Annotated in this window: 20 protein-coding genes; 15 read left to right on the top strand and 5 right to left on the bottom strand. The window is 65.4% G+C overall.

Going from position 1 to position 25,576, the window contains the following annotated elements:
* Position 1 precedes the first annotated feature (1 nt).
* The gene (locus ACPJXG_RS15365; RefSeq protein WP_425251575.1) at positions 2-2,125 is read right to left on the bottom strand and encodes a TonB-dependent receptor; all 2,124 of its coding nucleotides are present in this window, start codon (positions 2,123-2,125) and stop codon (positions 2-4) included.
* 169 nt (positions 2,126-2,294) lie between these two features.
* Between ACPJXG_RS15365 and ACPJXG_RS15360 the strand changes: the two genes are divergently transcribed.
* The 3 genes from ACPJXG_RS15360 to ACPJXG_RS15350 all read left to right on the top strand — a co-directional run bounded on the left by ACPJXG_RS15360 (position 2,295) and on the right by ACPJXG_RS15350 (position 7,704).
* A complete protein-coding gene (locus ACPJXG_RS15360; protein ID WP_176390324.1) occupies positions 2,295-3,254 on the top strand; it encodes a helix-turn-helix transcriptional regulator in 960 nt (319 codons plus the stop codon).
* A gap of 134 nt (positions 3,255-3,388) precedes the next feature.
* Complete coding sequence (locus ACPJXG_RS15355) at positions 3,389-4,273, top strand: ABC transporter ATP-binding protein (RefSeq protein WP_425251574.1); 885 nt, start codon at positions 3,389-3,391, stop codon at positions 4,271-4,273.
* Positions 4,270-7,704, top strand: coding sequence for a hypothetical protein (locus ACPJXG_RS15350; protein WP_425251573.1), 3,435 nt, complete (start codon positions 4,270-4,272; stop codon positions 7,702-7,704). Before ACPJXG_RS15355 ends, ACPJXG_RS15350 begins: the two co-directional genes overlap by 4 nt.
* A gap of 7 nt (positions 7,705-7,711) precedes the next feature.
* Here ACPJXG_RS15350 and ACPJXG_RS15345 read toward each other — a convergent pair whose 3' ends face one another.
* Positions 7,712-8,224: a hypothetical protein gene (locus ACPJXG_RS15345; RefSeq protein ID WP_425251572.1), complete on the bottom strand. Its 513-nt coding sequence runs from the start codon at positions 8,222-8,224 to the stop codon at positions 7,712-7,714.
* Between the two features lie 274 nt (positions 8,225-8,498).
* Between ACPJXG_RS15345 and ACPJXG_RS15340 the strand changes: the two genes are divergently transcribed.
* Positions 8,499-9,140: a hypothetical protein gene (locus ACPJXG_RS15340; RefSeq protein ID WP_278315697.1), complete on the top strand. Its 642-nt coding sequence runs from the start codon at positions 8,499-8,501 to the stop codon at positions 9,138-9,140.
* Between the two features lie 73 nt (positions 9,141-9,213).
* Here the strand turns inward: ACPJXG_RS15340 and ACPJXG_RS15335 are convergent, their stop codons facing one another.
* Positions 9,214-9,591: a SirB2 family protein gene (locus ACPJXG_RS15335; RefSeq protein WP_289909645.1), complete on the bottom strand. Its 378-nt coding sequence runs from the start codon at positions 9,589-9,591 to the stop codon at positions 9,214-9,216.
* 87 nt (positions 9,592-9,678) lie between these two features.
* On the bottom strand, positions 9,679-10,125 hold the full coding sequence (locus tag ACPJXG_RS15330) for a GNAT family N-acetyltransferase (RefSeq protein WP_425251571.1): 447 nt from the start codon (positions 10,123-10,125) through the stop codon (positions 9,679-9,681).
* 282 nt (positions 10,126-10,407) lie between these two features.
* Between ACPJXG_RS15330 and ACPJXG_RS15325 the strand changes: the two genes are divergently transcribed.
* The 3 genes from ACPJXG_RS15325 (at position 10,408) to ACPJXG_RS15315 (ending at position 13,791) form a co-directional block, all read left to right on the top strand.
* Positions 10,408-11,652, top strand: coding sequence for an MFS transporter (locus tag ACPJXG_RS15325; protein ID WP_425254754.1), 1,245 nt, complete (start codon positions 10,408-10,410; stop codon positions 11,650-11,652).
* The gene (locus ACPJXG_RS15320) at positions 11,649-13,034 is read left to right on the top strand and encodes a NarK family nitrate/nitrite MFS transporter (protein ID WP_035818388.1); all 1,386 of its coding nucleotides are present in this window, start codon (positions 11,649-11,651) and stop codon (positions 13,032-13,034) included. Before ACPJXG_RS15325 ends, ACPJXG_RS15320 begins: the two co-directional genes overlap by 4 nt.
* Before the next feature lie 61 nt (positions 13,035-13,095).
* On the top strand, positions 13,096-13,791 hold the full coding sequence (locus ACPJXG_RS15315) for a carbonic anhydrase (protein WP_425251570.1): 696 nt from the start codon (positions 13,096-13,098) through the stop codon (positions 13,789-13,791).
* On the opposite strand, the gene ACPJXG_RS15310 is transcribed toward ACPJXG_RS15315, so the two are convergent.
* Positions 13,777-14,148, bottom strand: coding sequence for a hypothetical protein (locus ACPJXG_RS15310; RefSeq protein ID WP_034751248.1), 372 nt, complete (start codon positions 14,146-14,148; stop codon positions 13,777-13,779). The genes ACPJXG_RS15315 and ACPJXG_RS15310 overlap by 15 nt on opposite strands.
* A gap of 245 nt (positions 14,149-14,393) precedes the next feature.
* On the opposite strand from ACPJXG_RS15310, the gene ACPJXG_RS15305 reads away from it, so the two are divergent.
* The 8 genes from ACPJXG_RS15305 (at position 14,394) to ACPJXG_RS15270 (ending at position 25,508) form a co-directional block, all read left to right on the top strand.
* Positions 14,394-18,092, top strand: coding sequence for a nitrate reductase subunit alpha (locus ACPJXG_RS15305; protein ID WP_425251569.1), 3,699 nt, complete (start codon positions 14,394-14,396; stop codon positions 18,090-18,092).
* A gap of 1 nt (position 18,093) precedes the next feature.
* A complete protein-coding gene (gene narH, locus ACPJXG_RS15300) occupies positions 18,094-19,644 on the top strand; it encodes a nitrate reductase subunit beta (protein ID WP_034751243.1) in 1,551 nt (516 codons plus the stop codon).
* A 9-nt stretch (positions 19,645-19,653) separates the two neighbouring features.
* Entirely contained in the window at positions 19,654-20,322 is a 669-nt protein-coding gene (gene narJ / locus ACPJXG_RS15295; RefSeq protein ID WP_235211653.1) for a nitrate reductase molybdenum cofactor assembly chaperone, read from the top strand.
* Positions 20,323-20,356: 34 nt separating this feature from the next.
* Positions 20,357-21,043 carry a respiratory nitrate reductase subunit gamma gene (gene narI / locus ACPJXG_RS15290; RefSeq protein ID WP_035818397.1) on the top strand — a complete coding sequence of 229 codons (687 nt, stop codon included), beginning with the start codon at positions 20,357-20,359 and terminating at the stop codon, positions 21,041-21,043.
* 15 nt (positions 21,044-21,058) lie between these two features.
* The gene (locus tag ACPJXG_RS15285; protein ID WP_425251568.1) at positions 21,059-21,805 is read left to right on the top strand and encodes a peptidylprolyl isomerase; all 747 of its coding nucleotides are present in this window, start codon (positions 21,059-21,061) and stop codon (positions 21,803-21,805) included.
* 102 nt (positions 21,806-21,907) lie between these two features.
* Entirely contained in the window at positions 21,908-22,894 is a 987-nt protein-coding gene (moaA, locus tag ACPJXG_RS15280) for a GTP 3',8-cyclase MoaA (protein WP_425251567.1), read from the top strand.
* Positions 22,895-22,920: 26 nt separating this feature from the next.
* On the top strand, positions 22,921-24,822 hold the full coding sequence (locus ACPJXG_RS15275) for a type IV pili methyl-accepting chemotaxis transducer N-terminal domain-containing protein (RefSeq protein ID WP_176390334.1): 1,902 nt from the start codon (positions 22,921-22,923) through the stop codon (positions 24,820-24,822).
* A gap of 23 nt (positions 24,823-24,845) precedes the next feature.
* Complete coding sequence (locus tag ACPJXG_RS15270; protein WP_034781594.1) at positions 24,846-25,508, top strand: response regulator; 663 nt, start codon at positions 24,846-24,848, stop codon at positions 25,506-25,508.
* Positions 25,509-25,576: the final 68 nt, after the last annotated feature.

Raw genomic sequence — 25,576 nt, 5'->3', positions numbered from 1 at the left:
CTTAAAAATGCCAGCTGGCGCCGGCGCCGATGCTGCGCCCGCGCGCGGGCATGCCGGCGCTGGCGGTGGGGGTGAAGTAATAGCCATACAGTTCGTGGCGGCGGTCCAGCAGGTTGTCGGCCCAGACATACACTTCGCCATTGCCGGCCGCCAGGCTGACCCGCAGGTCGAGTTTCTGGTAGCTGCCCAGTTCAAAATGGTTTTGCGGATCGTTGGCGCGGCGTCCCGTGTAGCGGTAGGACAGCAGGGTGCGCACGCTGGGCGCGGCCAGGCCCCAAAACGATGCCAGCGGCAGACGGTGCGCCAGCGACAGGGCGCCGCTCCAGCGCGCGATATCGGGCAGGCGGTTGCCGGCGCTCACATCGCCGCCCGAGACCCCGGCCACGCCGCGCGTGATTTCGCCATCGGTGAAGTTGACGCCGCCCGTGACGGTCCAGGCGCGCGCAATGCGCCACACGCCCTCGAGTTCCGCGCCGCGGCTGCGCGTGTCCGTATTCAAGGCGGTGGTGGCGAAAGTGGCGTAGTCGTAGCCCATCATGTGGTCGTCGCGCACCTGGTTGCTGAAAATGGCGCCGTTCAGGGCCAGGCGGCGCGCCGCGTCCTCCATCTTGAAGCCCAGTTCCAGGGTATGCGCGCTGGCCGCCTTGTACGGCGTGCCGTCGGCGACGTTGCTGCTGCTGTCGTTGAAGCCGCCGCTCTTGTAGCCGCGCGCGGCCACCGCATACAGATTGGTTGACGGCGTGGCCGCCCACGACAGCGCGACCCTGCCTGTGCTGTAGCTGTCGCGCAGGCTGCGCGCATCGCTGCCGGCCGGCCCGGCGCCGCTGAAGGTGGCCGCATACGACTTGCGTTCGTACGCATGGCGCAGGCCTGCCGTCAGTTTCAGCGCCGCCGCCAGTGGATAGGTCGCCTCGCCATACACGGCGTTGGCGCGCGTGTCGAAACGGCGCAGCGCCAGGCTGCCGCTTACTTCGTCATGCATGTCCGCGCCGCGCAGGGATTTGAGCAGGTTGGCGCCGGCCACCCAGAATACGCGTGCGCCGGGCAGGGACGACCAGCGCAGGTCTTGCTGGATCAGGTCATCGCTGGCGCGGTCGGTCTTGAAATACTCCATGGGCAGGCCATAGACCTCGCGCGCCATGCGCAGGTCGGCGCCGCTGCGCTGGTCCATGTCGCTGCGCACATAGGAGGTGAGAGAAGTGAGGCGGCTGGCGGCCAGATCGTGATTGATCTCCACCGAGTGGCGCGTCACCGTGTTGTGGGCATAAAAGCCGCCCGGCGCCAGGTCGATCGTGGGCGGCTCGGCGTAGGGACGCAGCAGCATCATGCCGACCTTGCCGCGCTGGCGCTGGCGTTCCGCGACGAGCAGCAGCGAGGTGGCGCTCGCCGGCTGCCACAGCACGCTGAGGCGCGCGCCCGCGTCGCGCGCCTTCAGCACGGGCCGGCCATCCTGCACGTTGATCACCTGGCTGTCGGCGCCGGCGCCGCGCAGCGCCACGCGTGCGCTGACGCTGGCCGACAGGGGGCCGCCCACGGCCGCTTCCGTCAGGTACTGGCCGTCCTGGCCCATCTCGCCACGCAGCAGGCCTTCCGGCGTGCGGCCGGGGCGGCGCGTGGTGATGTTGATGGCGCCCGCTTCGCTGTTACGGCCGAACAAGGTGCCTTGCGGGCCTTTCAGCACTTCGATGCGTTCGATATCCATGGTGGCCAGCGAGGCGCCACGGCTGGACAGGGGCACGCCGTCCACGCTCATGACCACGGAACTGTCTTCGGCGCTGACCTGGTACAGCGAGCCGACGCCGCGGATGCGCACGTTGGCGTCGTTGAAGCCGCCCCAGGAGTTGATGTCGACGCCGGGCAGGGTGCGCAGCGCGTCGTCCAGGTTGAGCAGACGCCGCTGCTCCACCGTGTCGCCGCCGATCACGCTGACGCTGAAGGGCAAGTCTTTTGCCAGTTCGTTGCTGCGGCGCGCCGTCACGCTGACGCTGGGCAGGCTCAAGGTGCCGCTGTCGGCGGCGGGCGGCGCATCGCTGGCGTGGGCGGCGGGGCAGGATGCCAGTGCGGCGGCGGTCAGCCAGGCCAGGCGGCGCAAGCGGGGAAGGAACGGGACGGGAACAGGCATCATGGTATGGGCGTCTTGCACGGTTGGGTATCAGGAAGGAGGAAACAGGGCGTTGCGGCGCGTGGCACTCTTCGATTGTGCAAGCACAGCATTTAGATGATAATCATTCCCATTTGATATTTCCGCCCGAATCCGTGCCATTTCGGCCCGCATCGGGACAACAGGACCCGCCATGGCTTTGCTTGATCCACCCGTCATCGTTCCCGATATATCGGCCGCCGCGCTGCTGGCCGACATTTCCGTGCTGCGGCTCGGCCCCGACCACGACTGCCGCCTGACCACCGTACCGCTGCAGGACGGCATCGAGGTGATGAGCTGGAAGGGCAGCTTCGAGCAGCCGCTGGAGATCGCCCTGCGCGACGACAGCGACCGCATACACTTCACGTATCCGCTGCAGGGCAACTGCCGCTGCTGGTTCGAGGGCGGCGTGGGCGGCCACGAACATACCGTCAGGATCAACGAAGGCAGCATCAACTATGGCCCGGACCGGCGCGGCCGCTTCAGCCAGCAAGGCGCGTTCGAGAGCGTGACGGTGATGGTGCGGCCGGACATTTTCAGCACCTGGCTCGACGAGGTCGACCCGTCCTTGCGCCAGGCGCTGGCCGCGGGGCGCTGCTTCGCCGAAGGCCACCGGGGCGCCGAACTGCACGCCACGGCGCATGCCTTGAGCCAGGCGCTGCATCCGGCGCGCACGCGCCTGCTGGGCGAACCGGCGCGCCACCGCCTGTGGCTGCAGGCGCAGGGCCTGGCGATGGTGGGCCTGTTCCTGGAAGGACGCGGCGGCACGCCGTGCACCTGCGATTCGTCGCATGCGGACTGGAAGCTGCTGCAGCAGGCGCGCGACCGCCTGCTGGCGGACCTGAGCCGCGCCCCCACTCTGGCGGAACTGGCCGGCAATACGGGTTTGAGCGTGCTGCGCCTGAAACGGGGATTTCGCCAGATGTTCGGCGCCAGCGTGTACGGCCTGTTCCAGCAGGAGCGCATGCACGACGCGCGCCGCCGCCTGCGCGGCGGCCACCTGTCCGTCATGCGCGTGGCGTCGGACCTGGGCTACACCAACGCCAGCCATTTCGCGGCCGCCTTCCGCAAGCAGTTCGGCGTCAATCCGGCCGAGGTAAAACGCGGCGGGTAATCATTAACCGGATCCGGGCAGAAGTGCAGCCGATCCGGGCGGAAAAAATCGACAGCAATGCATATCGTGGCAGTTTCCGGCGCGCGCAGCCTGCCGCGCTGGCCCAGCCCCCGCTTTCTGTTGAGAGGATTTTCATGTCCATTTCCCCCGGCCTCGTCGTTCGAGGACTCGCCAAGACCTATGCCAACGGCGTGCCCGCGCTGAACGGCATCGACCTGGAAGTGCCGCCCGGCCTGTACGGCTTGCTGGGGCCGAACGGCGCCGGCAAGAGTACCCTGATGCGCACCCTGGCCACCCTGCAGGCGCCCGACCGCGGCAGCATCCACCTCGATGGCGTCGACGTGCTGGCCGACCCCGACCACCTGCGCCGCCGTCTCGGCTACCTGCCGCAGCAGATCGGCGCCTATCCGGGCGTATCCGGCCACAGCCTGCTGGAACGCTTCGCCTGGCTCAAGGGCAACAGCGACAAGGTCCGGCGCCGCGCCGAAGTGCAGATGCTGCTGGCGCGGGTCAACCTGTCCGATGCGGCGCACCGGCCCGTGTCGACGTATTCTGGCGGCATGCTGCGCCGCTTCGGCATCGCACTGGCCCTGATCGGATCGCCCCGCCTGCTGATCGTCGACGAGCCGACGGCGGGGCTGGACCCGGCCGAGCGCAACCGCTTTCACCGCGTGCTGGCCGATGTCGCCGCCGAGGCGGTGGTGCTGCTGTCGACGCATATCGTCGAAGACGTGGAAAACCTGTGTCCGCGCCTGGCCATCCTGGCGGGCGGGCGCATCGTCGCGCAGGGCACGCCGGCCAGCCTGACGGATGCCTACCGTGGCCGCTTGTGGCAGCGCGTGGTGCCGCGCGGCGAAGCGCTGCCGCCTGTCCTGCATGCGCACGCCACGCCGGACGGCACGCGCGTCATCGTGCAGTCCGACGCCATGCCTGGCGCCGGCTATGCGCCGCATGTGCCGCGCCTGGAAGATGTGTACCACCTGGCCCTGGGCAGCCTGGGCCTGGAGGAAACGGCATGAGCGCCGTCGCGCAAGCGGCTGCGGCGCGCGGTGCCGCCGCCCGGCCAGCCAGCCACTCAGCCCTGGGCGCCTGGCAGCTGGCATGGCGCGAGGCGGGCAGCGAGTTTGCCTTCGGCCTGCGCAGCGGCGTCATCGCCCTGATCTTCATCGGCTTGACGGCCTACCTGCTGATGGTGCTCAGCCACGCGGGCTATCTGCGCCAGATGGGCGCCGCCGATATCCCCCGCAACGCGCCCAGCCTGGTCTACATGATGACCTCTGGCGACGCCTTCTTCCTGCTGTTCGCCTGGGCCTGGGTGTTTGCCCAGCCCGTGATGCGCGACCGCCAGGCGCAATTGCAGGAACTGGTGATGGCGGCGCCCGTGTCGCTGCGCGCGCTGCTGCTGGGACGCTTCCTCGGCGCCGCCGCCGTCGCCATGCTGCTCGGTTCCTCGCAGGTGCTGGGTTTCCTCATGGCGCCCGTGCTGGAGTGGCTGGGCATCGTGCCGGCCGGCTCGGTGGGACCCACGCCCTGGGCCGCGCTGGCCTGGGCCTGGCTGGTGTTCGTCGTGCCCGGCTCGCTGGGCTGCGGCGCGCTGTACCTGATCGCCGGCCTGCGTACGCGCAGCCTGGCCGGCCCGTTCGCGGCCGCCGCCGCCCTGATGATGTGCTGGATGTTTGCCATGATCGTGCTGAAGGACGCGCACATGGACCCGTTCTGGTCCACCTTGCTGGACCCCACCGGTTTCGCCGAGGCGGAAAGCCAGGCCCTGAACTGGACGCCGCATGAAAAATCGACGGCCTTGCTTGCCCTCACGCCGGCGCTGGTACTGAACCGCCTGCTGTGGTGCGGCTTGCCGCTGCTGTGGCTAGGCTGGACCGTGCTGCGCGCGCGGCGCGAACAGCTGGTGCTGGAGCAGCCGGCGCGCCAGAGGCGTGTTGCGGCGCGTGTGGCCAGCGCCGCCGCGCCCGTGGCGGTGCCGGCGGCCGCAGCGCCCACGCGCTGGCTGCTGGCAGCCTGGGCCGAGTCGTGCTGGCAGTGCCGCCAGGCGCTGGCGCGCAAGGGCTTGTGGCTGGCCGCCGGCGGCCTGGTGCTGATTGGCGTCGCTGGCGCATATGCGCACGTGGTGGGCCACGCGGATGGCCCGCTGGTGCCGCGCGCGGAATTGCTGGCGCCATTGATGCTCAAGATGATGTACCTGCTGGTCGCCTTCGTGGTCGCCGGCGCGGCGGGCCTGATCGTGCGCCGCGACGGCGTGGAAGGCTTCGGCGAAATGCTCGATGCCGCTCCCGCACCCGATGGCGTGCGCCTGGCGGGACGCGCCGCCGCCGTCTTTGCCATGACGGCCGTCTTTGCGCTGGTGCCCGGCGTCTCCGGCGTGCTGGTGGTGCTGCTGTCGGCGCCCGGCGGCGTCGATCCGCTGCTGCCGCTCACGTACCAGCTGGCGGTGATGCTGCCGGCGCTGCTGGAAATGGCCGCCATGATGGTGCTGATGCATGCGCTGATCCGGCCTGCGGGACTGGCGTATGCGTCCTCGATGCTGGTGGCGTTCATCTTCATCGTCAACCACGAGCTGGAACTGGTGGCGTATCCGCCGGCCGAGGTGGCGATCCCCGCGCATGTGCTGATGTCGGGCCTGACGGGCTGGGCGCCGTGGACGGAACGCCTGCTGGCGGGCGACGCCTGGAAGCTGGCCTGCGCCGTGCTGATGCTGGCGCTGGCGGGACTGGCCGCGCCGCGCGGCACGGACGGGCGCTGGCGTGTGGCGCTGCGCCAGGCGCGTGCCCGCCTGATGGGGCCTGTCGGGCTGGCCGGGCTGGCCGCCGTCCTGGCGCTGGCCGTGCTGGGGCCATGGCAGCACCTGCGGCTGGTGGAGCAGGGCGGCTACCGCTCGCTCGATGGCGAACTGGCTGACGCTGCGGCCTGGGAGCGCCGCTGGCTGGCGCAGGCGGCCCCGTTCAGCGCCACGGGCGGCGACCTGGCCATCGACCTGTCGCCGGCCGACGCCACGGTGCGCGGCGAATGGCGTCTGCATGGCGTGGTGGCGCAACATGGCGTGCTGCAGCTGGAGCTGCCGCGCGGCTTGCATGGCTTGCAGGCTTCGGTGGGTGGCAAACCCGTGCCGCTGCGCGAGGATGGCGAGCATGCCGAGTTGTCGCTGCCCGCATGCGCGGCGCCGGGCTGCGAGCTGCTGCTGCGCTGGCAGGTCGCGGCGCGTGGCTGGGATGCGAAAGGCGCGCCGCCGTGGATGCTGGCCGGTGGCGTGTGGGCACGGGCGGCCGACCTGGCGCCGCGCCTGGGCCTGGACCGCGAACGCATCGTGCGCGCGCCGAACGACCGTATCGCGCTGGACTTGCCGGCGCAATGGCCTGCCTTGCCGCCTGCCGCCGCCGTGGCGGCCACGGGAATCGCTCCCGCACCGGCTTCCGCTGGCGCATGGCGCTGGACGGTGCGGCGCCAGGACGGCGCCAGCATCGCCACGCAGCGCGGGGTTGCCGCTGGCGCGCTCGATTTCGCCGCCTGGTGGACGCCGCAGGCGCAGCCGTCGCAGGTGGCAGGACTGGTGCTGTTCCACGATGCGGGCAGGGCGGCCACCGCGCAGGCCGTGGGCGCTGATGTGGCGGACATGCGCCGCTGCGTGGCGCGCCGCCTTGGCCAGGCGCCCGCCGTGCGGGAGGTGCTGCAGATGCCGCGCGGCATGGGTAACACGGCGCTGGTTGATGGCCGCCTGTTGCTGCCGGAAGGACCGGGCTGGGATGTGGCGCAAGCGGGCACGGGACGCGCGCTGCGCCGCGCCGACATCGCCGCCGCCATGGCGCGCCAGCATTTCATCGCGCAAACGGGCTTGCGCGGCGCCGATGGTGCGCTATGGCTGACGCAGGGACTGGGAGGCGCCATCGGCCTGCTGTGCGCCGGCGACGCGGGCGGCGTGCCCGCCTTGTCCGCCTTGCTGATGCGCGGCGCCGACGCCGCCACGCAGTCGCTGGCCGCCAGCGCGATTCCCGTGGGGGCGGCGCCGGAGGCCGTGGCGAACGGCTGGCTGAAGGATTACGCGCCGCTGGCCTTGCTGGCCTGGGCCGCGGCGCGCACACCGCAGGAAATCGATGCCTTGCTGGCGCAGGTGAAAAGTGGCGGCAGCGTGCCCGATGCCGTGCGCCATGTTGACGCGGCGCAGGCGGAGGCCTTGCTTGGCGCGCCGCGCGCCGTCGACCTGCGGCTGCGCGGCGCGCGGATCGCCGCCGTTCAGGCCTGGCGCTGGCGCGACGGCGGCTGGCGGGAGGAGAATCCGGCGCAGGCCTCGGCGCACCCCGTGCGGGTGACGTGGCGCGACGGCGTGCTGGCATTTGGCGCGCCCGGCGAGGTGGTGCCTGACGGTGGCGCGCCGTGGCTGATGCTCGATGCCGTGCCCGGCTTCGAGCGCGCGCCGAAGGATAATCTGCACCAGCCTTAGCCGGCCCTTAGCCCGGCCGCTTGCCCACCATCGCCTCGATGCCGCGATAGTAGGTGAGCGGCCGGTCTATCGTCACGCCCATCAATGCCGCCGCCTGGATGATGTCGTTTGTATCGCGCCGGTACACGACCAGCGCATCCATTTCATCGGTGCCATTGCCGTCGATCTGGATCAGGTCATAGCCGCCTTCGTCCACGGCGCGCTGCGCCAGTTCCGTGTCCAGCCACTCGAAATAGGGCAGCGCGCTACCGCCGCTGTCCTTGAGCAGCGCGATCGGGAAGTCGGGGAATTCGTCGAACATGTCCTGTATCTGTTCGTGCAGTTCATCGAGCTTGTCGCTCGACGCCATATGGCCGGCCAGCTGCGAGAGCATTTCCACCGCATAGGCTTGCGCATCGCTGTCGATCCACTCGTCGCGCGGCGCGGAGGGAGCTTCGGTGATGGCGGCGACGGCGTCGTCGAGTTCCTCGCCTTCCAGGTCGCCGCAGGTCAGCTTGGTCAATAGTTCAGATAAGAGCATGGTTGCCTTTCAGGGGAGCGGCACGGCCACGGTGGCTGCCTTGTCGATGAAGTTGCCAATACTATCATTACCGTGCAGCTTGCCGCGTTCCGCAGAAGTCGTATGGCGTCCTTTGGCTACTTGTCAACTAGACATTTTCGTGCCAGGCGGATACACTGAAAATATTTCCAATTAGCAATATTTATCTGGACTCATGCAGGCACAGGCGCGCTTGCCGTCCTTTGCCCTTTGCCCATCACTTGTGACCCATTTTTCATTTTATTCAGGATCATCCATGTTTGTCCGAACCACCATGCTGCGCGCGCTGGCGTGCGCCGTCTTGCTGCCGGCGCTGTTGTCGGCCTGCGTCACCGGCCGCAATAGCGCGCCTGCGTTTACCTACAGGACACCCGACCTTGCCAAGGGCGTTGTCGTCGGCACCGTGTTCGAGAGCTCCGTCTTCGAGGCGCATGGCGCCAGGTTCGGCATCGTCAGCAGCGACCCTGCCGCCCTCGAGGGCAAAAGTCTGTGGTTATCCAGCCATGCTCCCGCCGGCCAGGTAGCCTTGCAGAATGTCTTGCCAAAAGTGCCTACGGGCAAGGGCAGCACCTTTGCGCTGCAGCTGACGCCGGGACGCTACAGCGTCATCATCTGGCTGCTTGACTATGGATTCAGGTCCAGGTACTCCGAATCGTCGCCGAAGCCGATCGAGTTTGACGTCGTTGCTGGCAAGGTCACCTACCTGGGACGTCTGGATGCCAACCGTTTCCTGCAAGTGGCTTCGATATACGACAATTTCGAGGAAGATATCGCATACCTGAAGAAAAATCCCTTGCTGGCCAATGCCAGCATCGAGAACAAGGCGCTCGAGGTGCGTGAATGGTGGCTACAGGACGCCCTTGGCAAGGAAATTCAGGAAAGAAACCGCGCCAAATAAGCACCTGCAGGTCGCGCCGCGCACGCGTCACTCTGTACTGCAGGCGCGACCCTGCGCTACATTTTTTGCTGCATCAGAGCGGCCAGGCCTGTTTGGTCACGGCTACGGCGACGATGTAGGCGAAGACCAGCACGGCGAGCGCGAAGGCGGCGCCGCGCACGGCCGGCGTCTTGCCCCGTTTCAGCGCGATGGTGCCCAGCACGATGTAGGCCACCAGTGCGCACAGCTTGGCGGCCAGCCAGGGCTGGCTGCCCGGCGACTGGCCGCTCCACACGGCCAGGGTGATGGCGCTGGCCAGCAGGGCCGTGTCGACCAGGTGCGGCAGGATTTTTACCCAGCGCTGCTGCAAGGCGGGCGAGGCGCGCAGCATCCAGGCGCCGCGCAAGAGGAAAAGAAAGCCGCTGGCCGCGGCGCAGCCCATGTGGAAATGCTTGAGGCTCAGATAGTCCATGCGTGATGTGGTGGGCGTTGATTGATGGTGGCGCCAGCATAGCCGCCTTTGGCGCGCCGCGCCATACACCGTCGGGAGGAGACTGGCCTAAGACAGGAATTTGACATACACGAGTTCCGGGTCTCCCTCGTCGAGATGGTCGATCTGGCCGCTGCGCACGAAGCCCGCGCTGGCGAACAGCTGTTGCGCGGCCAGGTTGGACTGGTTCGTCGACGTGAAAATTTTCCCTGTCCGGCACGCGTCTGCGGCGGCTGCCAGCAGGCGCAATCCCACGCCGCAGCGCTGCTGGCCGGCAGCGACCACCACCAGCGAGACAAATCCGCAGCCAAAGAAGTCGTCGTGCGTGAGGACATAGCCGGCCACCTGGCCAGCGCGGATGGCCACCTGGCAGTGCCCCTTGCCGACGGCGGCGCGCATGGCGTCGCCCCGGCTGGCGTGCGCCTGCGCGTACGCGTCGCAGGCCAGCATGGCTGCCACATCGCCCGGCAGCGCCGTGCGCGTGATGATTTCATCTGCTTCCGTTCTGTTCTGCATGCCGCTCCTTTTCTCCAGGCGCCGAGTGTGCCAAAAATGCGTCCGTTTGTAAAACACCCGCCATCCAGCCTAGGCTCATACCGCGCCATCTAGTCACTTTTGCCGATACGGCTATCCAGATTGCCTTTCCAGAATCACCCTGTGACCGATAGTGCCTTTCGACTCTGGCACGTAAGCTGGTCGGGACGGCTGGCCAGACGGCCAGTGCATTCATGGAGAAACATCGTGGCTACCCTAGATGGCACTAAGAACAACAGTAGTAACAAGGCAGTCGAACCCGGCATGCGGCGCAAGCAGGCGTCCGTGCTGATCAGCAGCACCTTCGCCTTCACCATCTGCTTTGCAGTCTGGATGATGTTTGCCGTGCTCGGCATCCCCATCAAGACCAGCCTGGGCTTGACTGAAACACAATTCGGCCTGCTGGCCGCCATGCCCGTGCTGACGGGCTCTCTCGTGCGCGTGCCGCTGGGCATCTGGACGGACAAATACGGCGGACGCCGCGTCTTCTTCTGGCTGATGCTGGCCAGCGTCGTGCCGATCTACCTGATCTCCTACGCCACCGCCTACTGGCATTTCCTCGTGCTGGGCATGTTCGTCGGCCTGGCGGGCGGCTCGTTTTCCGTCGGTACGCCGTACGTGGCGCGCTGGTATGAAAAAGAGCGCCGCGGCCTGGCGATGGGCATCTTCGGCGCCGGTAACTCCGGTTCCGCGCTGACCAAGTTTGTCGCGCCGGGCATCGTCGCCGCCTTCGGCTGGCAGATGCTGCCCAAGGTGTACGCGGTCGCCATGCTGGCCACGGCCATCATCTTCTGGCTGTTTTCGTATACGGACAAATCGCACCTCGCGCCATCGGGCGAAAGTTTTACGGCGCAAATGAAGGTGCTGAAGGACCCGCGCGTGTGGCGCTATTGCCAGTACTACTCGGTGGTGTTCGGCGGCTACGTGGCGCTGGCGCTGTGGATGACGAAATACTACGTGGCCGAATACGGTTTTGATTTGAAGCACGCGGCGCTGCTGGCCGCCTGCTTCTCGTTGCCGGGCGGCGTGCTGCGCGCGTTTGGCGGCTGGATCTCCGACAAATACGGCGCGGCGAAAGTCACCTGGGCCGTGATGTGGGTGTGCTGGGTGTGCTTCTTCCTGCTGTCGTATCCGCAAACGCAAATGGTCGTGGAAACCGTCACGGGGCCGCTGGCCTTCCACATCGGCCTGTCGCCGCTGTGGTTCACCGTGCTGCTGTTCATCGTCGGCATCGCCATGGCGGTCGGCAAGGCGTCCGTCTTCAAGTTTATCGGCGATGACTTTTCCGACAACATCGGCGCCGTCTCGGGCGTGGTGGGCCTGGCCGGCGGCCTGGGCGGCTTCATCCTGCCCGTGATGTTCGGCGCCCTGGTGGACTTCACGGGCGTGCGTTCGAGCTCCTTCATGCTCTTGTACGGCACCGTCTGCGTTTCCCTCGTCTGGATGTATTTCTCGTTCAAGCCGCTGCGCGCGGCGACTATCCCTCAACCTGCAGGAGTTAAAGCATGAGCCGCTACATGATCAATACCTGGGAGCCGGAAACCCCGAGCTTCTGGCAAAACACGGGCAAGGCCACGGCCGCGCGCAATCTGTGGATATCGATTCCCGCGCTGCTGCTGGCATTCGCCGTGTGGATGGTGTGGAGCGTGGTGGTGGTCAATCTGCCCAACATCGGTTTTACTTACAGTAACAACCAGCTGTTCTGGTTGACGGCCTTGCCGGGACTGTCCGGCGCCACCTTGCGCATCTTTTATTCATTCATGGTGCCGATCTTCGGCGGGCGCCGCTGGACGGCCATTTCCACGGGCTCGCTGCTGATTCCCGCCATCGGCATCGGCCTGGCCGTGCAGGATGTGAACACGGGCTATCCGACCATGCTGATCCTGGCGCTGCTGTGCGGCTTCGGCGGCGGCAATTTCGCCTCGTCGATGGCCAACATCAGCTTTTTCTATCCAAAGGCGAGCAAGGGCTTCGCGCTGGGCATGAATGCGGGCCTGGGCAACCTGGGCGTATCGGTGGTGCAGTTCGTCGTGCCGCTGGTGATCACGTTTGCCGTCTTCGGCGCCTGGGGCGGCGATTCGCTCACCTGGGTGAAAAATGGCGTGAGCAAGGACATGTGGCTGCAAAACGCGGGCTTCATCTGGGTGCCGTTCATCGCGCTGTCCACCTTGCTGGCCTGGTTCGGCATGAATGACCTGGCGTCGGCCAAGGCCTCGTTTTCCGAACAGGCCGTGATCTTCAAGCGCAAGCACAACTGGCTCATGTGCTGGCTGTACACGGGCACCTTCGGCTCCTTCATCGGTTATTCGGCCGCGTTTCCGCTGCTGATCAAGATCCAGTTCCCCGATGTGAATCCGCTCGATTACGCCTTCCTCGGCCCCTTGGTCGGTGCGCTGGCGCGCGTGGCCGGCGGCGTGATTTCTGACAAACTGGGCGGCGCCCGCGTCACCCTGTGGTCCTTCCTGCTGATGATAGCCGCCGTGCTGGGCGTGCTGTACTTCATGCCGCAAGGCGGAGTGGGTGGCAGTTTCAATGGCTTCTTCTGGATGTTCATGCTGCTGTTTGCCGGCACGGGCGTCGGCAATGCGTCGACCTTCCGCATGATCCCCGTGATCTTTTTGACGGAACACCAGCGCGCTGCCGCCGGCAAGGGCAAGGCGGTGCAGGAGCAAGCCATCGTCGACGCCAACAAGGAAGGCGCCGCCGTCCTGGGCTTCACCTCGGCCGTGGCCGCGTATGGCGCCTTCTTCATCCCGAAAAGCTACGGCACCTCGATCGCGCTGACGGGCAGCCCCGACGCGGCCCTGTGGTGCTTCATCGGCTTTTATGTCAGCTGCATCGCGATCACCTGGTGGTGCTATGCGCGCAAGAACGCCGCTATGCCTTGCTAGTTAGCGTCAGAACGCCGGGCGAGTCCTGCTTGCCTGGCGTTGAACACAGTAAGAGGTAGTCATGGAAGAACTGGAAAAATTCGTCAACGGCTTCAGCCTGTTTCAGCAGCAGTATTTCAGCGAGCCGCAAACCCTGTACGACAGCCTGCGCGACGGGCAGCGGCCCTCGACCTTGCTGATCGGCTGCTGCGATTCGAGGGTCGACCCCATGCTGCTGACGGGCAGCGACCCGGGCGACATGTTCGTCGTGCGCAATATCGCCAACCTGGTGCCGCCCTGTACCCCGGACGCGCCGCCCGGCGTCAGTTCGGCCATCGAGTTCGCCGTCTGCAAGCTCGAAGTGGCCAGGGTCATCGTGCTCGGACATGCGCGCTGCGGCGGCATCCGCGCGCTGCTGGAACCGCAGCCGCGCGCGGAAGGCCAGGAAACGGACTTCGTGGGACAGTGGATGCGCATCGCCGAACCGGTGGCGCAGCGCGTGCGGCGCGAGCTGGCGCACCGCTCGTCGGCGGAACAGCACCACGCGTGCGAGCTGGCCAGCATATTGCAGTCGCTGGACAACCTGCTCACCTACCCATGGCTGAAACGCCGGGTGGAGCAGGGATTATTGAAATTGCATGGATGGTATTTCGATATCGACAGCGGTGCGCTGATGGCGTATTCGGCGCGCCAGCAGCAGTTTTTGCCGCTGGTCTGTCCGATAGAAAGGGCGCGGCATTTGCATGAGCGCCCGTGGCCGGACTCAGCTGAACCGTAACAAATCCCCGCTGCGGTCAAACGCCAGCAGGCTGTCGATGCGGCCTTGCTCGATGGCCGTCACCATGGCGCGCAGGGGCGCTTCGCATTCCTGCGCGGCGGGTGGCTGGCCCTCGCGGCCCGCCAGTCCCGCCACGAAGACCACGTCCCAGTGCGTCTGCATCTGTTTCGACTCCTCCTTCAATGTCTCGAAGCTGTCCAGTTCCTCGGGCAGCTTGTCGGCGCACATCACGGGCGTGAGGGACTTGCCCTGGCCGCCAGGCTGGGCCTGCGCCTGGGTAAAGGTGAACAGCAGGCGTTGCGGCTGTTCCTGGTTGCGGGCGCTGCTCAGCAGGCTGGCGTAATCGGTAATTGGCATGATGCTCTTTCTCTGTGTTGAACGATGACGACAGGTATACCGCAGCTCCGCCGCGCCGCCCATAGGCAATAGTGACTATCCGGGTGACTACGCGCCTATGCATTCCTGGTGCCGGAAACCGACTTCTTGCCAATACCGCCGGGCGCGGCGCATCGATAGACTGTTTGTATCGACGCTTGAGCCATCCTGCTTGCAGCGTTTTTTAAGACCTGGCGCCGCTGTCGGCGGCGCAATGTGGAGGTAGCATGAGTCACTTTCTGGACCGCCTGAAATTTTTTAGCAAGCCCGCCGAGCCGTTTTCAAACGGCCATGGCACCGTGGTCGATGAAGACCGTACCTGGGAAAACGCCTACCGCCAGCGCTGGCAGCACGACAAGATCGTGCGCTCCACGCATGGCGTGAACTGCACCGGCTCGTGCAGCTGGAAGGTGTATGTCAAGAATGGCCTGATCACCTGGGAAACCCAGCAAACCGATTACCCGCGCACGCGGCCCGACCTGCCCAACCACGAACCGCGCGGCTGCCCGCGCGGCGCCAGCTATTCCTGGTACGTGTATTCGGCCCAGCGCGTGAAATACCCGATGGTGCGCGGCCGCCTGATGGAAATGTGGCGCGAAGCGCGCAAGACCATGGATCCCGTCACGGCCTGGGACTGGATCAGCCAGGATCCCGTGCGTTCGCAGCAGTACAAATCCATCCGCGGCCTGGGCGGCTTCGTGCGCGCCACGTGGGATGAATCGAATGAAATCATCGCCGCCGCGAATGCGCTGACGATCAAGAAATACGGCCCGGACCGCGTCGTCGGCTTCTCGCCGATTCCCGCCATGTCCATGGTCAGCTATGCCTCCGGCACGCGCTACCTGTCGCTGATCGGCGGCGTGGCCCTGAGCTTCTACGACTGGTACTGCGACTTGCCGCCGGCCAGCCCGCAAGTGTGGGGCGAGCAGACGGACGTGCCGGAATCGGCCGACTGGTACAACTCGACCTATCTGATGGTGTGGGGCTCGAACGTGCCGATGACGCGCACGCCGGACGCCCACTTCTACACGGAAGTGCGCTACAAGGGCACGAAAACCGTGGCCATCTCGCCCGACTACGGCGAAATGGTGAAGTTCGGCGACATCTGGCTGGCGCCGAAGCAAGGCACGGACGCCGCGCTGGCGCTGGCCATGGGCCACGTCATCCTCAAGGAATTCCACTCGGAAGGGCAGAGCGCCTACTTCCGCGACTACGCACGCCAGTACACGGACTTCCCCATGCTGGTGCTGCTCAAGGAACATAACGGCACCCTGGTGCCCGACTACTTCCTGCGCGCTTCGCACCTGGACAACAATCTCGACGAAACCAACAATCCGGAATGGAAAACCCTCGTCATCGACGAGACCACGGGCGCCATTACCGCGCCGGCCGGCTCCATCGGCTTCCGCTGGGGCGAGTCGGGCAAGTGGAATCTGGAACAGAAGGCTGGCGGCAGCGGTGAACCCATCGTGCCGATGCTCTCCATGATCAACGACAGCGACGCCGTTACGGAAGTGGGCTTTGCCTACTTCGGCGGCAAGGACGCGTCCGACATGCTGCTGCGCAAAGTGCCGGTGAAAACCATCCGCCTGGCTGACGGCACGACGGGCCTCGTCACCACCGTGTTCGACCTGACCCTGGCCAACTACGGCATCGACCGTGGCCTCGGCGGCGCCAATGTCGCGGAAAGCTATGACGACGACGTGCCGTACACCCCCGCATGGCAAGAGAAGCACACGGGCGTGAAACGCGCCGACGTCATCACCGTGGCGCGCCAGTTCGCGGAAAACGCGGACCAGACACGCGGCAAGAGCATGGTCATCGTGGGCGCCGGCCTGAATCACTGGTACCACATGGACATGACCTACCGCGGCATCATCAACATGCTGATGATGTGCGGCTGTATCGGCCAGTCCGGTGGCGGCTGGGCCCATTACGTGGGCCAGGAAAAGCTGCGTCCGCAAACAGGCTGGACACCATTGGCCTTCGCCCAGGACTGGGTGCGTCCGATGCGTCAGATGAACGGCACCTCGTTCTTCTATGCCCACACGAGCCAGTGGCGCCACGAAAAGCTGGAAACGGGCGACATCGCCTCGCCATCGGCGGCCGGCGGCACGGGCGACCTGACCCTGCTCGACTACAACGCCAAGGCTGAGCGCATGGGCTGGCTGCCATCGGCGCCGCAGCTGCAAACCAATCCGCTGGAAGTGGCCAAGGCCGCCAAGGCGGCAGGGCAGGCACCGGCCGCGTATGCGCTCGACCAGATCAAGGCGGGCCAGCTGCAGTTCTCGTGCGATGATCCGGACAACCCGGCCAACTTCCCGCGCAATATGTTTGTCTGGCGCTCGAATATCCTCGGCAGCTCGGGCAAGGGCCACGAGTACTTCCTGAAATACCTGCTCGGCACGCAGAATGGCTTGCTCAGCGACGAAGACGATTGCATCACGCCGAAACAGGTGAAAGTACGCCCGGCCGCCGAAGGCAAGCTCGATCTGCTGGTGGTGCTGGACTTCCGCATGTCGACCACCTGCCTGTATGGCGACGTGGTGCTGCCGACGGCCACCTGGTATGAAAAAGACGACTTGAATACGTCGGACATGCATCCGTTCATCCACCCGCTGTCCGAAGCCGTGCAGCCGCTGTGGCAATCGAAGTCGGACTGGGAAATCTACAAGGGGCTGGCCGAGAAATTCTCGGAAATCGGCGGCGAGCTGCTGGGCACCCAGCAAGACATCATCCTCACGCCGCTGATGCACGACACGCCGGGTGAGTTGGGCCAGCCTTTCGATCCCAAGGACTGGCGCGCCGGCGAATGCGACGCCATCCCCGGCAAGACCATGCCGAACATGACGGTGGTCGAGCGCAATTACCGCGACGTCTACAAGAAGTTCACCTCGATCGGCCCGCTGCTGGAAACCATCGGCAATGGCGGCAAGGGCATTTCCTGGAAAACGGGGCATGAAGTCGAGGTCCTGCGCGGCATCAACCGCACGGTGCTGGAAGAAGGCGTGTCGCAGGGCCAGCCGCGCCTCGATACGGCCATCGATGCGGCCGAGATGATTCTGTCGCTGGCGCCGGAAACGAATGGCCACGTGGCCGTAAAAGCCTGGGCCGCGCTGTCCGCCATCACGGGACGCGAGCATACGCATCTGGCGCTGCCGCGCGAGCATGACAGCATCCGCTTCCGCGACGTGCAGGCGCAGCCGCGCAAGATCATTTCCTCGCCGACGTGGTCGGGCCTGGAAAGCGAAGAAGTCAGCTACACGGCCGGCTATACCAACGTGCATGAACTGATCCCTTGGCGCACCCTGACGGGCCGCCAGCAGTTTTACCAGGATCACCTGTGGATGCGCGATTTTGGCGAGGGACTGTGCGTGTACAAGCCGGCCATCAACACGAAGACGACGGAAGCGCTGCTGGGCACCAAGCCGAACGGCAACAAGGAGCTGGCGCTGAACTTCCTTACACCGCACCAGAAGTGGGGCATCCACTCCACGTATTCGGACAACCTGCGCATGCTGACCCTGTCGCGTGGCGGACCGCACGTGTGGCTGTCGGAGACGGACGCGCAGACGGCCGGCATCGTCGACAACGACTGGATCGAAGTCTTCAACGTGAACGGCAGCCTGACGGCGCGCGCCATCGTCAGCCAGCGCATCCCGGCCGGCATGACGATGATGTACCACGCCCAGGAAAAAATCATCAACGTGCCTGGCGCGGAGATGACGGGCAAGCGGGGCGGCATCCATAACTCGGTGACGCGCGCCGTGCCCAAGCCGACGCACATGATCGGCGGCTACGCCCAACTGGCGTACGGCTTCAATTACTACGGCACGGTGGGCTCCAACCGCGATGAATTCGTATTGGTGCGCAAGATGAACAAGGTTGACTGGCTCGAAGGCCCGTTGCAGGAAGAAGGAGCATAGTATGAAAATCAGAGCGCAAATCGGCATGGTGCTGAACCTGGACAAGTGCATCGGCTGCCACACTTGTTCCGTCACCTGCAAGAACGTATGGACCAGCCGCGACGGCGTCGAGTACGCATGGTTCAACAACGTGGAAACCAAGCCGGGCATCGGCTATCCGAAGCAGTGGGAAAACCAGGACAAGTGGAACGGCGGCTGGCGCCGCACGGATGCGGGCAAGATCGAGCCGCGCCAGGGCAGCCGTCTGAAAATTCTGGCGAATATCTTCGCCAACCCGAACCTGCCCGCCATCGACGAGTACTACGAGCCGTTCACCTACGACTACGAGCACCTGCAAAGCGCGCCGCTGTCGCAGACGCCGCCGACGGCCCGTCCGATCTCCGTGCTGACGGGGAAAAAGATGGAAAAAATCGAGTGGGGTCCGAACTGGGAAGATGACCTGGGCGGCGAGTTTGCCCAGCGCAGCAAGGATAAACTGTTCGACAACATGCAGAAGGAGATGTACGGCACGTTTGAAAACACCTTCATGATGTACTTGCCGCGCCTGTGCGAGCATTGCCTCAATCCGACGTGCGTGGCGTCTTGCCCGTCCGGCTCCGTGTACAAGCGCGAAGACGACGGCATCGTGCTGATCGACCAGGACAAGTGCCGCGGCTGGCGCATGTGCATCTCCGGTTGCCCGTACAAGAAGATTTACTACAATTGGTCGTCCGGCAAGGCGGAGAAGTGCACCTTCTGCTTCCCCCGCATCGAAGCGGGCCAGCCTACCGTGTGCTCGGAAACGTGCGTGGGCCGCATCCGCTACCTGGGCGTGCTGCTGTACGACGCCGACAAGATCGAGGCTGCCGCCTCGGTGCCGCAGGAGCAGGACCTGTACCAGGCGCAGCTCGACCTGTTCCTCGATCCGCACGACCCGGCCATCATCGCCGAGGCGCGCCGTCAGGGCATTCCCGACCTGTGGCTGGAAGCGGCCGTCAAGTCGCCCGTCTACAAGATGGCCGTCGAGTGGAAAGTGGCGTTCCCGCTGCATCCCGAATACCGCACCTTGCCGATGGTGTGGTACGTGCCGCCGCTGTCGCCGATCCAGGCGGCCGCCGAATCGGGCAAGCTGGGCGTGAACGGCATGCTGCCGGACACCCAAAGCCTGCGCATTCCGGTGCAGTACCTGGCCAATTTGCTGACGGCCGGCGACCAGCCGCCCATCGTCACGGCGCTGGACCGCATGCTGGCCATGCGTGCCTACATGCGCAGCAAGACGGTTGAAAAGGTGGAGAACCTCACGGTGCTCAAGCAAGTGGGTTTGAGCAAGGCGCAGGTGGAGGACATGTACCACATCATGGCCATTGCCAATTACGAAGACCGCTTCGTCATCCCCAGCAGCCACAAGGAAATGGCCGAGGACAGCTTCAACGAGAAGGGTTCGTGCGGCTTCAGCTTCGGCAACGGCTGCTCGGACGGCACCAGCGAACCGACCTTGTTCGGCAAGAAAAAACACGGTTCGGCCATCTTCATGCAGATGCCGAAGTCGCGCAAAACGGCGCCAGGCGCTTAAGGAGCTGATATGGAACACGCTATGCATCACTACCAAATCCTCTCGCGCCTGCTGCTGTATCCGGAGCCCGAGCTGATCGCCCACCTGCCGCAGCTGGACGCCGCGCTGGCGGCCGTGCCGGAACAGCACGCGCTGCTGCGGCCCTTGCTGGCGCACCTGGAAAGCAGCAGCCTGATCGACCTGCAGCAGCAGTACGTGGCCACGTTCGACCGCAATCCGTCGCACTCGCTGCATCTGTTCGAGCATATCCACGGCGAATCGCGTGACCGGGGCCAGGCCATGGTCGACCTGATGGAGGAATACAAGCGCCACGGCCTGCAAATGGTGGGCGACGACTTGCCCGACTTCGTGCCGCTGTTCCTGGAATTCCTGGCGCAGCTCGACGAGGCAGTTTCGGCGCCGCTGCTGGGCGACGCCGTCCACGTGCTGGCGCACATCGGCCGCAAGCTGACGGCCAACGGCAGTCCGTATGCGCCCGTCTTCACCGTGCTCGAACGCCTGAGCCCCGTGGCGGCGGAAATGCTGGCCGAACCGCCGGTGCGCGACATGGACGAAGCGCTGGAAACCTTCGGTCCCGGTGCGGACGGCGTCGAGCCGTTGCTGCGCCAAGGTCCGGGCCAAGTTCCGGGCGGCGTCCATCCCGTGCATTTTCACCCGCAGCCGCGGCGCGCTGCTTAATTGGCCGCTTGCGCCCGCATGAGGAGAGTACATCATGAGTAATTATTTGCATCAATTTGTGTATGGCATTTATCCATACATCGCGCTGGCCATCTTTTTCCTGGGTAGCCTGATCCGTTTCGACCGCGAGCAATATACGTGGAAGTCCGATTCCAGCCAGCTGCTGCACCGCGGCAGCCTGCGCCTGGGCAATATCCTGTTCCACCTCGGCATCATCGGCCTGCTGTTCGGCCATGCGGCCGGCTTGCTCACCCCCGTCTGGGTGTGGGACACGCTGGGCGTGTCCCACAGCCTGAAGCAGGGCGTGGCCATGGCGGCCGGCGGCGTGATGGGCGGCCTGTGCCTGGTCGGCATCCTGATCCTGCTGGTGCGCCGCTTCAGTAACGACCGGCTGCGCGCCGTCACCACGGCCGGCGACAAGCTGGTGATGCTGTGGATTTTGCTGACCTTGCTGTTGGGCCTGTCGTCGATCTTTGTCTCGGCGTCGCACATGGATGGCCACATGATGGTCTTGCTGATGAACTGGGCGCAGCACATCGTGACCTTCCGCGGTGACGCCGCCAGCTTCATCGTCGATGCGCCGCTGGTGTTCAAGCTGCACCTGTTCATGGGCATGTCGCTGTTCGTCATCTTCCCGTTCACCCGTCTGGTGCACGTGTGGAGCGGCTTCGGCGCCATCGGATATCTGGGCCGCGCTTACCAGTTGGTTCGCCGCCGCTAAGAAAGGAGTCACATCATGGGAATCTCCGTCAATGGCATCGATATCGACGATGCCGACATCGCGCAGGAACTGCCGCATCACGATGGTGCCGGCAATCCGCTGAAACAGGCCGTGCATGAACTGGTGCTGCGCCGGCTGCTGCTGGAAGAAGCCGACCGCCTCGGCGTGCAGGGCGGCAGTATTGATGACCGCATCGAAGCGCTGTTCGCGCAGGAAGTGCGCGTGCCGCCCGCCGACGATGCGGCTTGCCGCACCTTTTATGCGCAGCGCCCGCAGCTGTTTAGCAGCGGGGCGCTGGTCGAGGCGCGCCACATCCTGTTCCAGGTGACGCCCGAGGCGCCTTTGGAACTGCTGCGCACGACGGCGCAGGCCGTGCTCGACGCCTTAAAACTGGCGCCCGAGCGCTTCGGCGAGCTGGCGGCGCAGTATTCGAATTGCCCGTCGGGCGCCCTGGGGGGCAACCTGGGCCAGCTGTCGCCGGGCCAGAGCGTGCCGGAATTCGACGCGCTTCTGTTCCGCCTGGAAGAGGGCGCGCTGGCCGGCCATTTGCTGGAAACGCGTTTCGGCTACCACATCGTGCAAGTGCTGCGCCGGGTCGAAGGCCAGGCCATCGCCTACGAGGCCGTGCAGGCGCAGATCGCCGACCGCCTGTCGCGCGCCGCGTGGCAGCGCGCCGTGCACCAGTATCTGCACTTGCTGGTGGGGCGCGCCGAGATCGCGGGCATCGAGCTCGAAGGCACGGCCAGTCCGCTGGTTCAGTAGGTAGAAGTGCGTAGGCCGAAAGGCGTAGGCCGCTAGGCCTTCTGGGGCACAGCCAGATCGTGCCCCAGCCTTTACAATCACGAAAGAATCAGGAGTAGCGTCATGGGTAGCGTCAAGTTGCAGGACCGTTTTGGCCGTTCGATCGATTATGTGCGGCTGTCCGTCACCGACCGCTGCGACTTGCGCTGCAGTTACTGCATGCCCAAGGGCTTTCGCGGCTTCGAGGAGCCGAAGGACTGGCTGACGTTCGACGAGATCGAGCGCCTGATGGGCATCTTCGTTCGCCTCGGCACGCGCCGCGTGCGCCTGACGGGTGGCGAACCGCTGTTGCGGCGCAATCTGCCGGAACTGGCGCGCAAGCTGACGGCGTTGCCCGGTCTGCAGGACCTGTCGCTGTCGACCAACGCCACGCAACTGGGCAAGCACGCCGTGGCCTTGCGCGCGGCGGGCGTGGACCGCATCAACGTGAGCCTGGACTCGCTCGACCGCGCCTGCATGCAGCAGATCACGGGGCGCGACAGCCTGCAGCCGATTCTCGATGGCCTGATGGCGGGCAAGGCGGCCGGTTTCGACCCGATCAAGATCAATATGGTGGCCATGCGCGGCATCAATGACGGCCAGATCGAGGCCATGGCGGCGTTCTGCATCGAGCAGCAGTTCATCCTGCGCCTGATCGAAGCCATGCCGATGGGCAGTACGGGCCGCAATGCCAGCTACATGCCGCTCGGTCCCGTGCGTGAGCGCCTGGCGGCCCGTTTTGGCCTGGTGCCGCAGGCGCAGGAATTGGGCGGCGGGCCGGCGCGCTACATGGCGACAGCCGATGGACGCTCGAGCATCGGTTTTATTACGCCCATGTCGCAGCATTTTTGCGCCACCTGCAACCGCGTGCGCCTGTCCGTCGATGGTACCCTGTATTTGTGCCTGGGCCAGGAAGAGAAATTCGCCCTCGGCCCCATGCTGCGCGGCGGGGCCACGGATGCGGAGATCGAAGCGGCGATCCGCGCCGCCATCGAACTCAAGCCGCAGCAGCATGATTTCAATACGCAGCCAGACAAGATTATCCGTTTTATGGCCCAAACCGGAGGCTGAACGGGGCGGTGCCAAGTAAAGGGTGTATGAAATTTAAAGCGATGTTTTCCTCCTGGCAGAAGCTGTCGACCAAGATCGTCGGCGCTCTGCTGCTCATGCTGGTGCTGGCCCTGAGCGCCATCGGCTGCACCCTGTTTTTGTCGTGGCAGCTCGAAGGCAGTTCGGCCGCCATCAACGAGACGGGCCGGCTGCGCATGCAGACCTACCGCCTGACCCTGCTGCTTGCCAGCGACGCCCGCGAGCAGGCGCACCAGCAAGTGCTGCTGATCGACGAGACCCTGGCCAAGATCGGCCACGGCGACCCGCAGCGCCCCCTGTTCCTGCCTCCCAGCACGGCCATCAAGTCCGAATTCGAACGCATCGGCACTGCCTGGCGCGGCGCCTTGCGCCCGGCCGCGCTGGCCGCCGATTCCACCGCGCGGGCGCGCCAGTTCGAGCATGACGCCGATACCTTTGTGGGACAGGTCGATCAACTGGTGCGCCTGATCGAGCACGATAGCGAACAGCGCACCTTCTGGCTGCGCGCCTCGCAACTGATCCTCGTCGGCATGGCCGTCATCGGCACGGTCAGCATGATTTACCTGATGTTCATGCTCATCATCGAACCCGTCACGCGGCTGCGCCTGGGCATGCAGCGCATGAAGGAGCGCGATTTCAGCGTGCGCCTGGCCGTCGAAAGCAATGACGAATTCGGCCAGTTGGCCAGTGGATTCAACCAGATGGCCGACCGCCTGCAGGCGCTGTACGGCAACCTGGAAGAGGGCGTGCGCAGCAAGACGGCCACGCTCGAATACCGCAACCGCGAACTGGCGTTGCTGTACGAAAGCGCCGCCTTTTTGCAGCGCCCGCAGCCGCTGGAAGACATTTGCGGCGGCTTCATGCAGCGTATCGTCGACTATTTCGAGGCGGACGGCTCCACCGTGCGCGTGCTCGACGCCGAGCGGGGCAACCTGCACATGGTGGTGCATACGGGCCTGTCCGAGGAACTGGTGGCGTCCGAGCATTGCTTGAAGGTGGGCGACTGCCTGTGCGGCACGGCCGTCGAAATGAAGGTGGCGAAGGTGCACGACATGCGCCGCATCGACAAGGCGCACGAGCTGCGCTGCCACCGCGAGGGCTTTGCCACCGTCTCCGTCTTCCATATCCATGCGCACGAACAGCACCTGGGCTTCTTTAACCTGCATTTCCGCCATGCGCGCGTGTTTTCCGCGCGCGAACTGGCCTTGCTCGAAACCCTGGGCCAGCTGCTGGGCATCGCGCTGGAAAACCTGCGCCTGGCCGCGCGCGAGCGCGAGATGGCCATTTCCGAAGAGCGCAACCTGGTGGCGCAGGGCCTGCACGACAGCATCGCGCAAAGCCTCAATTTCCTCAACCTGCAAGTGCAGATGCTTGACGACTCCGTGCGCAACGCGCGTTTCGACGAGGTGGCGGGCATCGTGCCGGCCCTGCATGCGGGCGTGAAGGAAAGCTACGAGGACGTGCGCGAACTGCTGGCCAACTTCCGCAGCCGCCTGATGGAGGATGATTTGATCGGCTCCCTGCGCGCGGCGGTGGACAAATTCCGCCGCCAGACGGGCATCGAGGCCGATCTGCTGGCCGACGTCGACGGCGCGCCATTCCCCCGCGAGCAGCAATTGCAGTTATTATTCATCGTGCAGGAAGCGCTGTCGAACATCCGCAAGCACGCCCAGGCCAGCCACGTCGAAGTGCGCCTCGCCGATCACCAAGATTTTACGCTGACGATCAGCGATAATGGCGTTGGCTTCGACGCCGCCGCCGTGCTGGAAAAGGGCGACAGCCATGTCGGCATCCATATCATGCGCGAGCGCGCGCAGCGCATCGAGGCCACGTTCGACGTGCATGCCTGCCAGGGCGGCGGCACCACGGTCGAACTGCATCTGTCGCGCGAGCAGCGCCGCGCCGCCTGAGTAACTACCTGAAAGTATAAAAAATGGAGACACCCGATAAACCGATCACCGTCATGCTGGTGGACGACCACGCGCTGTTCCGCAGCGGCATACGCTCGCTGCTGCAGCGGCATACGGACTTTTCCGTCGTGGGCGAGGCGGCCGATGGCGTGGAAGGCATCAAGCGCGCCATCCAGCTGCAGCCCGACGTGGTGCTGCTGGACCTGAACATGGCCGGCATGTCCGGCGTGGAAGCGCTGCAGCTGATGCAGCACGACTGCCCCGATACGGCCATCGTCATGCTGACCGTGTCGGAAGACGCGGAAGACCTGGCGACGGCCCTGCGCGCGGGCGCCTGCGGCTATCTGATCAAGAACATCGACGCCGACTACCTGGTGCGCGCCATCCGCCGTGCGGCGGCAGGTGAAGTCGTCATCGCCGAAGCGATGACGGGCAAACTGGTGGCGCAGCTGCAGGCGGGCACGCGGCGCGAGGAACCCGTGTCGGAACTGGACAAGCTCACGCCACGCGAAAAGGAAATCATCGATTGCCTGTCGCGCGGCGAGAGCAACAAGGGCATCGCCCGCACGCTGGACCTGGCCGAAAGCACGGTCAAGATCCACGTGCAGAACGTGCTGAAAAAACTCAACCTCACCAGCCGCGTGCAGGCGGCCGTGTACGCGGTCGAGCACCGCCAGGGCAAATAGCCCGAGTCGGGGTCTGACCCGCCGGGCCGGACCCCATGGCGAATATCTCTCTCTAGTCCTTTTTGCCG

The sequence above is a fragment of the Janthinobacterium sp. NFX145 genome (assembly GCF_049810325.1).
GTDB lineage: Bacteria > Pseudomonadota > Gammaproteobacteria > Burkholderiales > Burkholderiaceae_D > Janthinobacterium > Janthinobacterium rivuli.
The sequence above is the reverse complement of the archived record's forward strand: the minus strand, read 5'-3'. Positions and strand labels throughout refer to the sequence as shown.

What these genes read in the sequence shown, in the direction of transcription:
- ACPJXG_RS15305 (WP_425251569.1), top strand. Translation starts at nt 14,394, where the DNA reads ATGAGTCACTTTCTGGACCGCCTGAAATTTTTTAGCAAGCCCGCCGAG.
- moaA (WP_425251567.1), top strand. Translation starts at nt 21,908, where the DNA reads ATGGGTAGCGTCAAGTTGCAGGACCGTTTTGGCCGTTCGATCGATTAT.
- ACPJXG_RS15340 (WP_278315697.1), top strand. Translation starts at nt 8,499, where the DNA reads ATGTTTGTCCGAACCACCATGCTGCGCGCGCTGGCGTGCGCCGTCTTG.
- narH (WP_034751243.1), top strand. Translation starts at nt 18,094, where the DNA reads ATGAAAATCAGAGCGCAAATCGGCATGGTGCTGAACCTGGACAAGTGC.
- narI (WP_035818397.1), top strand. Translation starts at nt 20,357, where the DNA reads ATGAGTAATTATTTGCATCAATTTGTGTATGGCATTTATCCATACATC.
- ACPJXG_RS15350 (WP_425251573.1), top strand. Translation starts at nt 4,270, where the DNA reads ATGAGCGCCGTCGCGCAAGCGGCTGCGGCGCGCGGTGCCGCCGCCCGG.
- ACPJXG_RS15335 (WP_289909645.1), bottom strand. Translation starts at nt 9,591, where the DNA reads ATGGACTATCTGAGCCTCAAGCATTTCCACATGGGCTGCGCCGCGGCC.
- ACPJXG_RS15325 (WP_425254754.1), top strand. Translation starts at nt 10,408, where the DNA reads ATGCGGCGCAAGCAGGCGTCCGTGCTGATCAGCAGCACCTTCGCCTTC.
- ACPJXG_RS15275 (WP_176390334.1), top strand. Translation starts at nt 22,921, where the DNA reads ATGAAATTTAAAGCGATGTTTTCCTCCTGGCAGAAGCTGTCGACCAAG.
- ACPJXG_RS15270 (WP_034781594.1), top strand. Translation starts at nt 24,846, where the DNA reads ATGGAGACACCCGATAAACCGATCACCGTCATGCTGGTGGACGACCAC.
- ACPJXG_RS15310 (WP_034751248.1), bottom strand. Translation starts at nt 14,148, where the DNA reads ATGCCAATTACCGATTACGCCAGCCTGCTGAGCAGCGCCCGCAACCAG.
- ACPJXG_RS15330 (WP_425251571.1), bottom strand. Translation starts at nt 10,125, where the DNA reads ATGCAGAACAGAACGGAAGCAGATGAAATCATCACGCGCACGGCGCTG.
- ACPJXG_RS15320 (WP_035818388.1), top strand. Translation starts at nt 11,649, where the DNA reads ATGAGCCGCTACATGATCAATACCTGGGAGCCGGAAACCCCGAGCTTC.
- ACPJXG_RS15315 (WP_425251570.1), top strand. Translation starts at nt 13,096, where the DNA reads ATGGAAGAACTGGAAAAATTCGTCAACGGCTTCAGCCTGTTTCAGCAG.
- ACPJXG_RS15360 (WP_176390324.1), top strand. Translation starts at nt 2,295, where the DNA reads ATGGCTTTGCTTGATCCACCCGTCATCGTTCCCGATATATCGGCCGCC.
- ACPJXG_RS15285 (WP_425251568.1), top strand. Translation starts at nt 21,059, where the DNA reads ATGGGAATCTCCGTCAATGGCATCGATATCGACGATGCCGACATCGCG.
- ACPJXG_RS15355 (WP_425251574.1), top strand. Translation starts at nt 3,389, where the DNA reads ATGTCCATTTCCCCCGGCCTCGTCGTTCGAGGACTCGCCAAGACCTAT.
- ACPJXG_RS15365 (WP_425251575.1), bottom strand. Translation starts at nt 2,125, where the DNA reads ATGATGCCTGTTCCCGTCCCGTTCCTTCCCCGCTTGCGCCGCCTGGCC.
- narJ (WP_235211653.1), top strand. Translation starts at nt 19,654, where the DNA reads ATGGAACACGCTATGCATCACTACCAAATCCTCTCGCGCCTGCTGCTG.
- ACPJXG_RS15345 (WP_425251572.1), bottom strand. Translation starts at nt 8,224, where the DNA reads ATGCTCTTATCTGAACTATTGACCAAGCTGACCTGCGGCGACCTGGAA.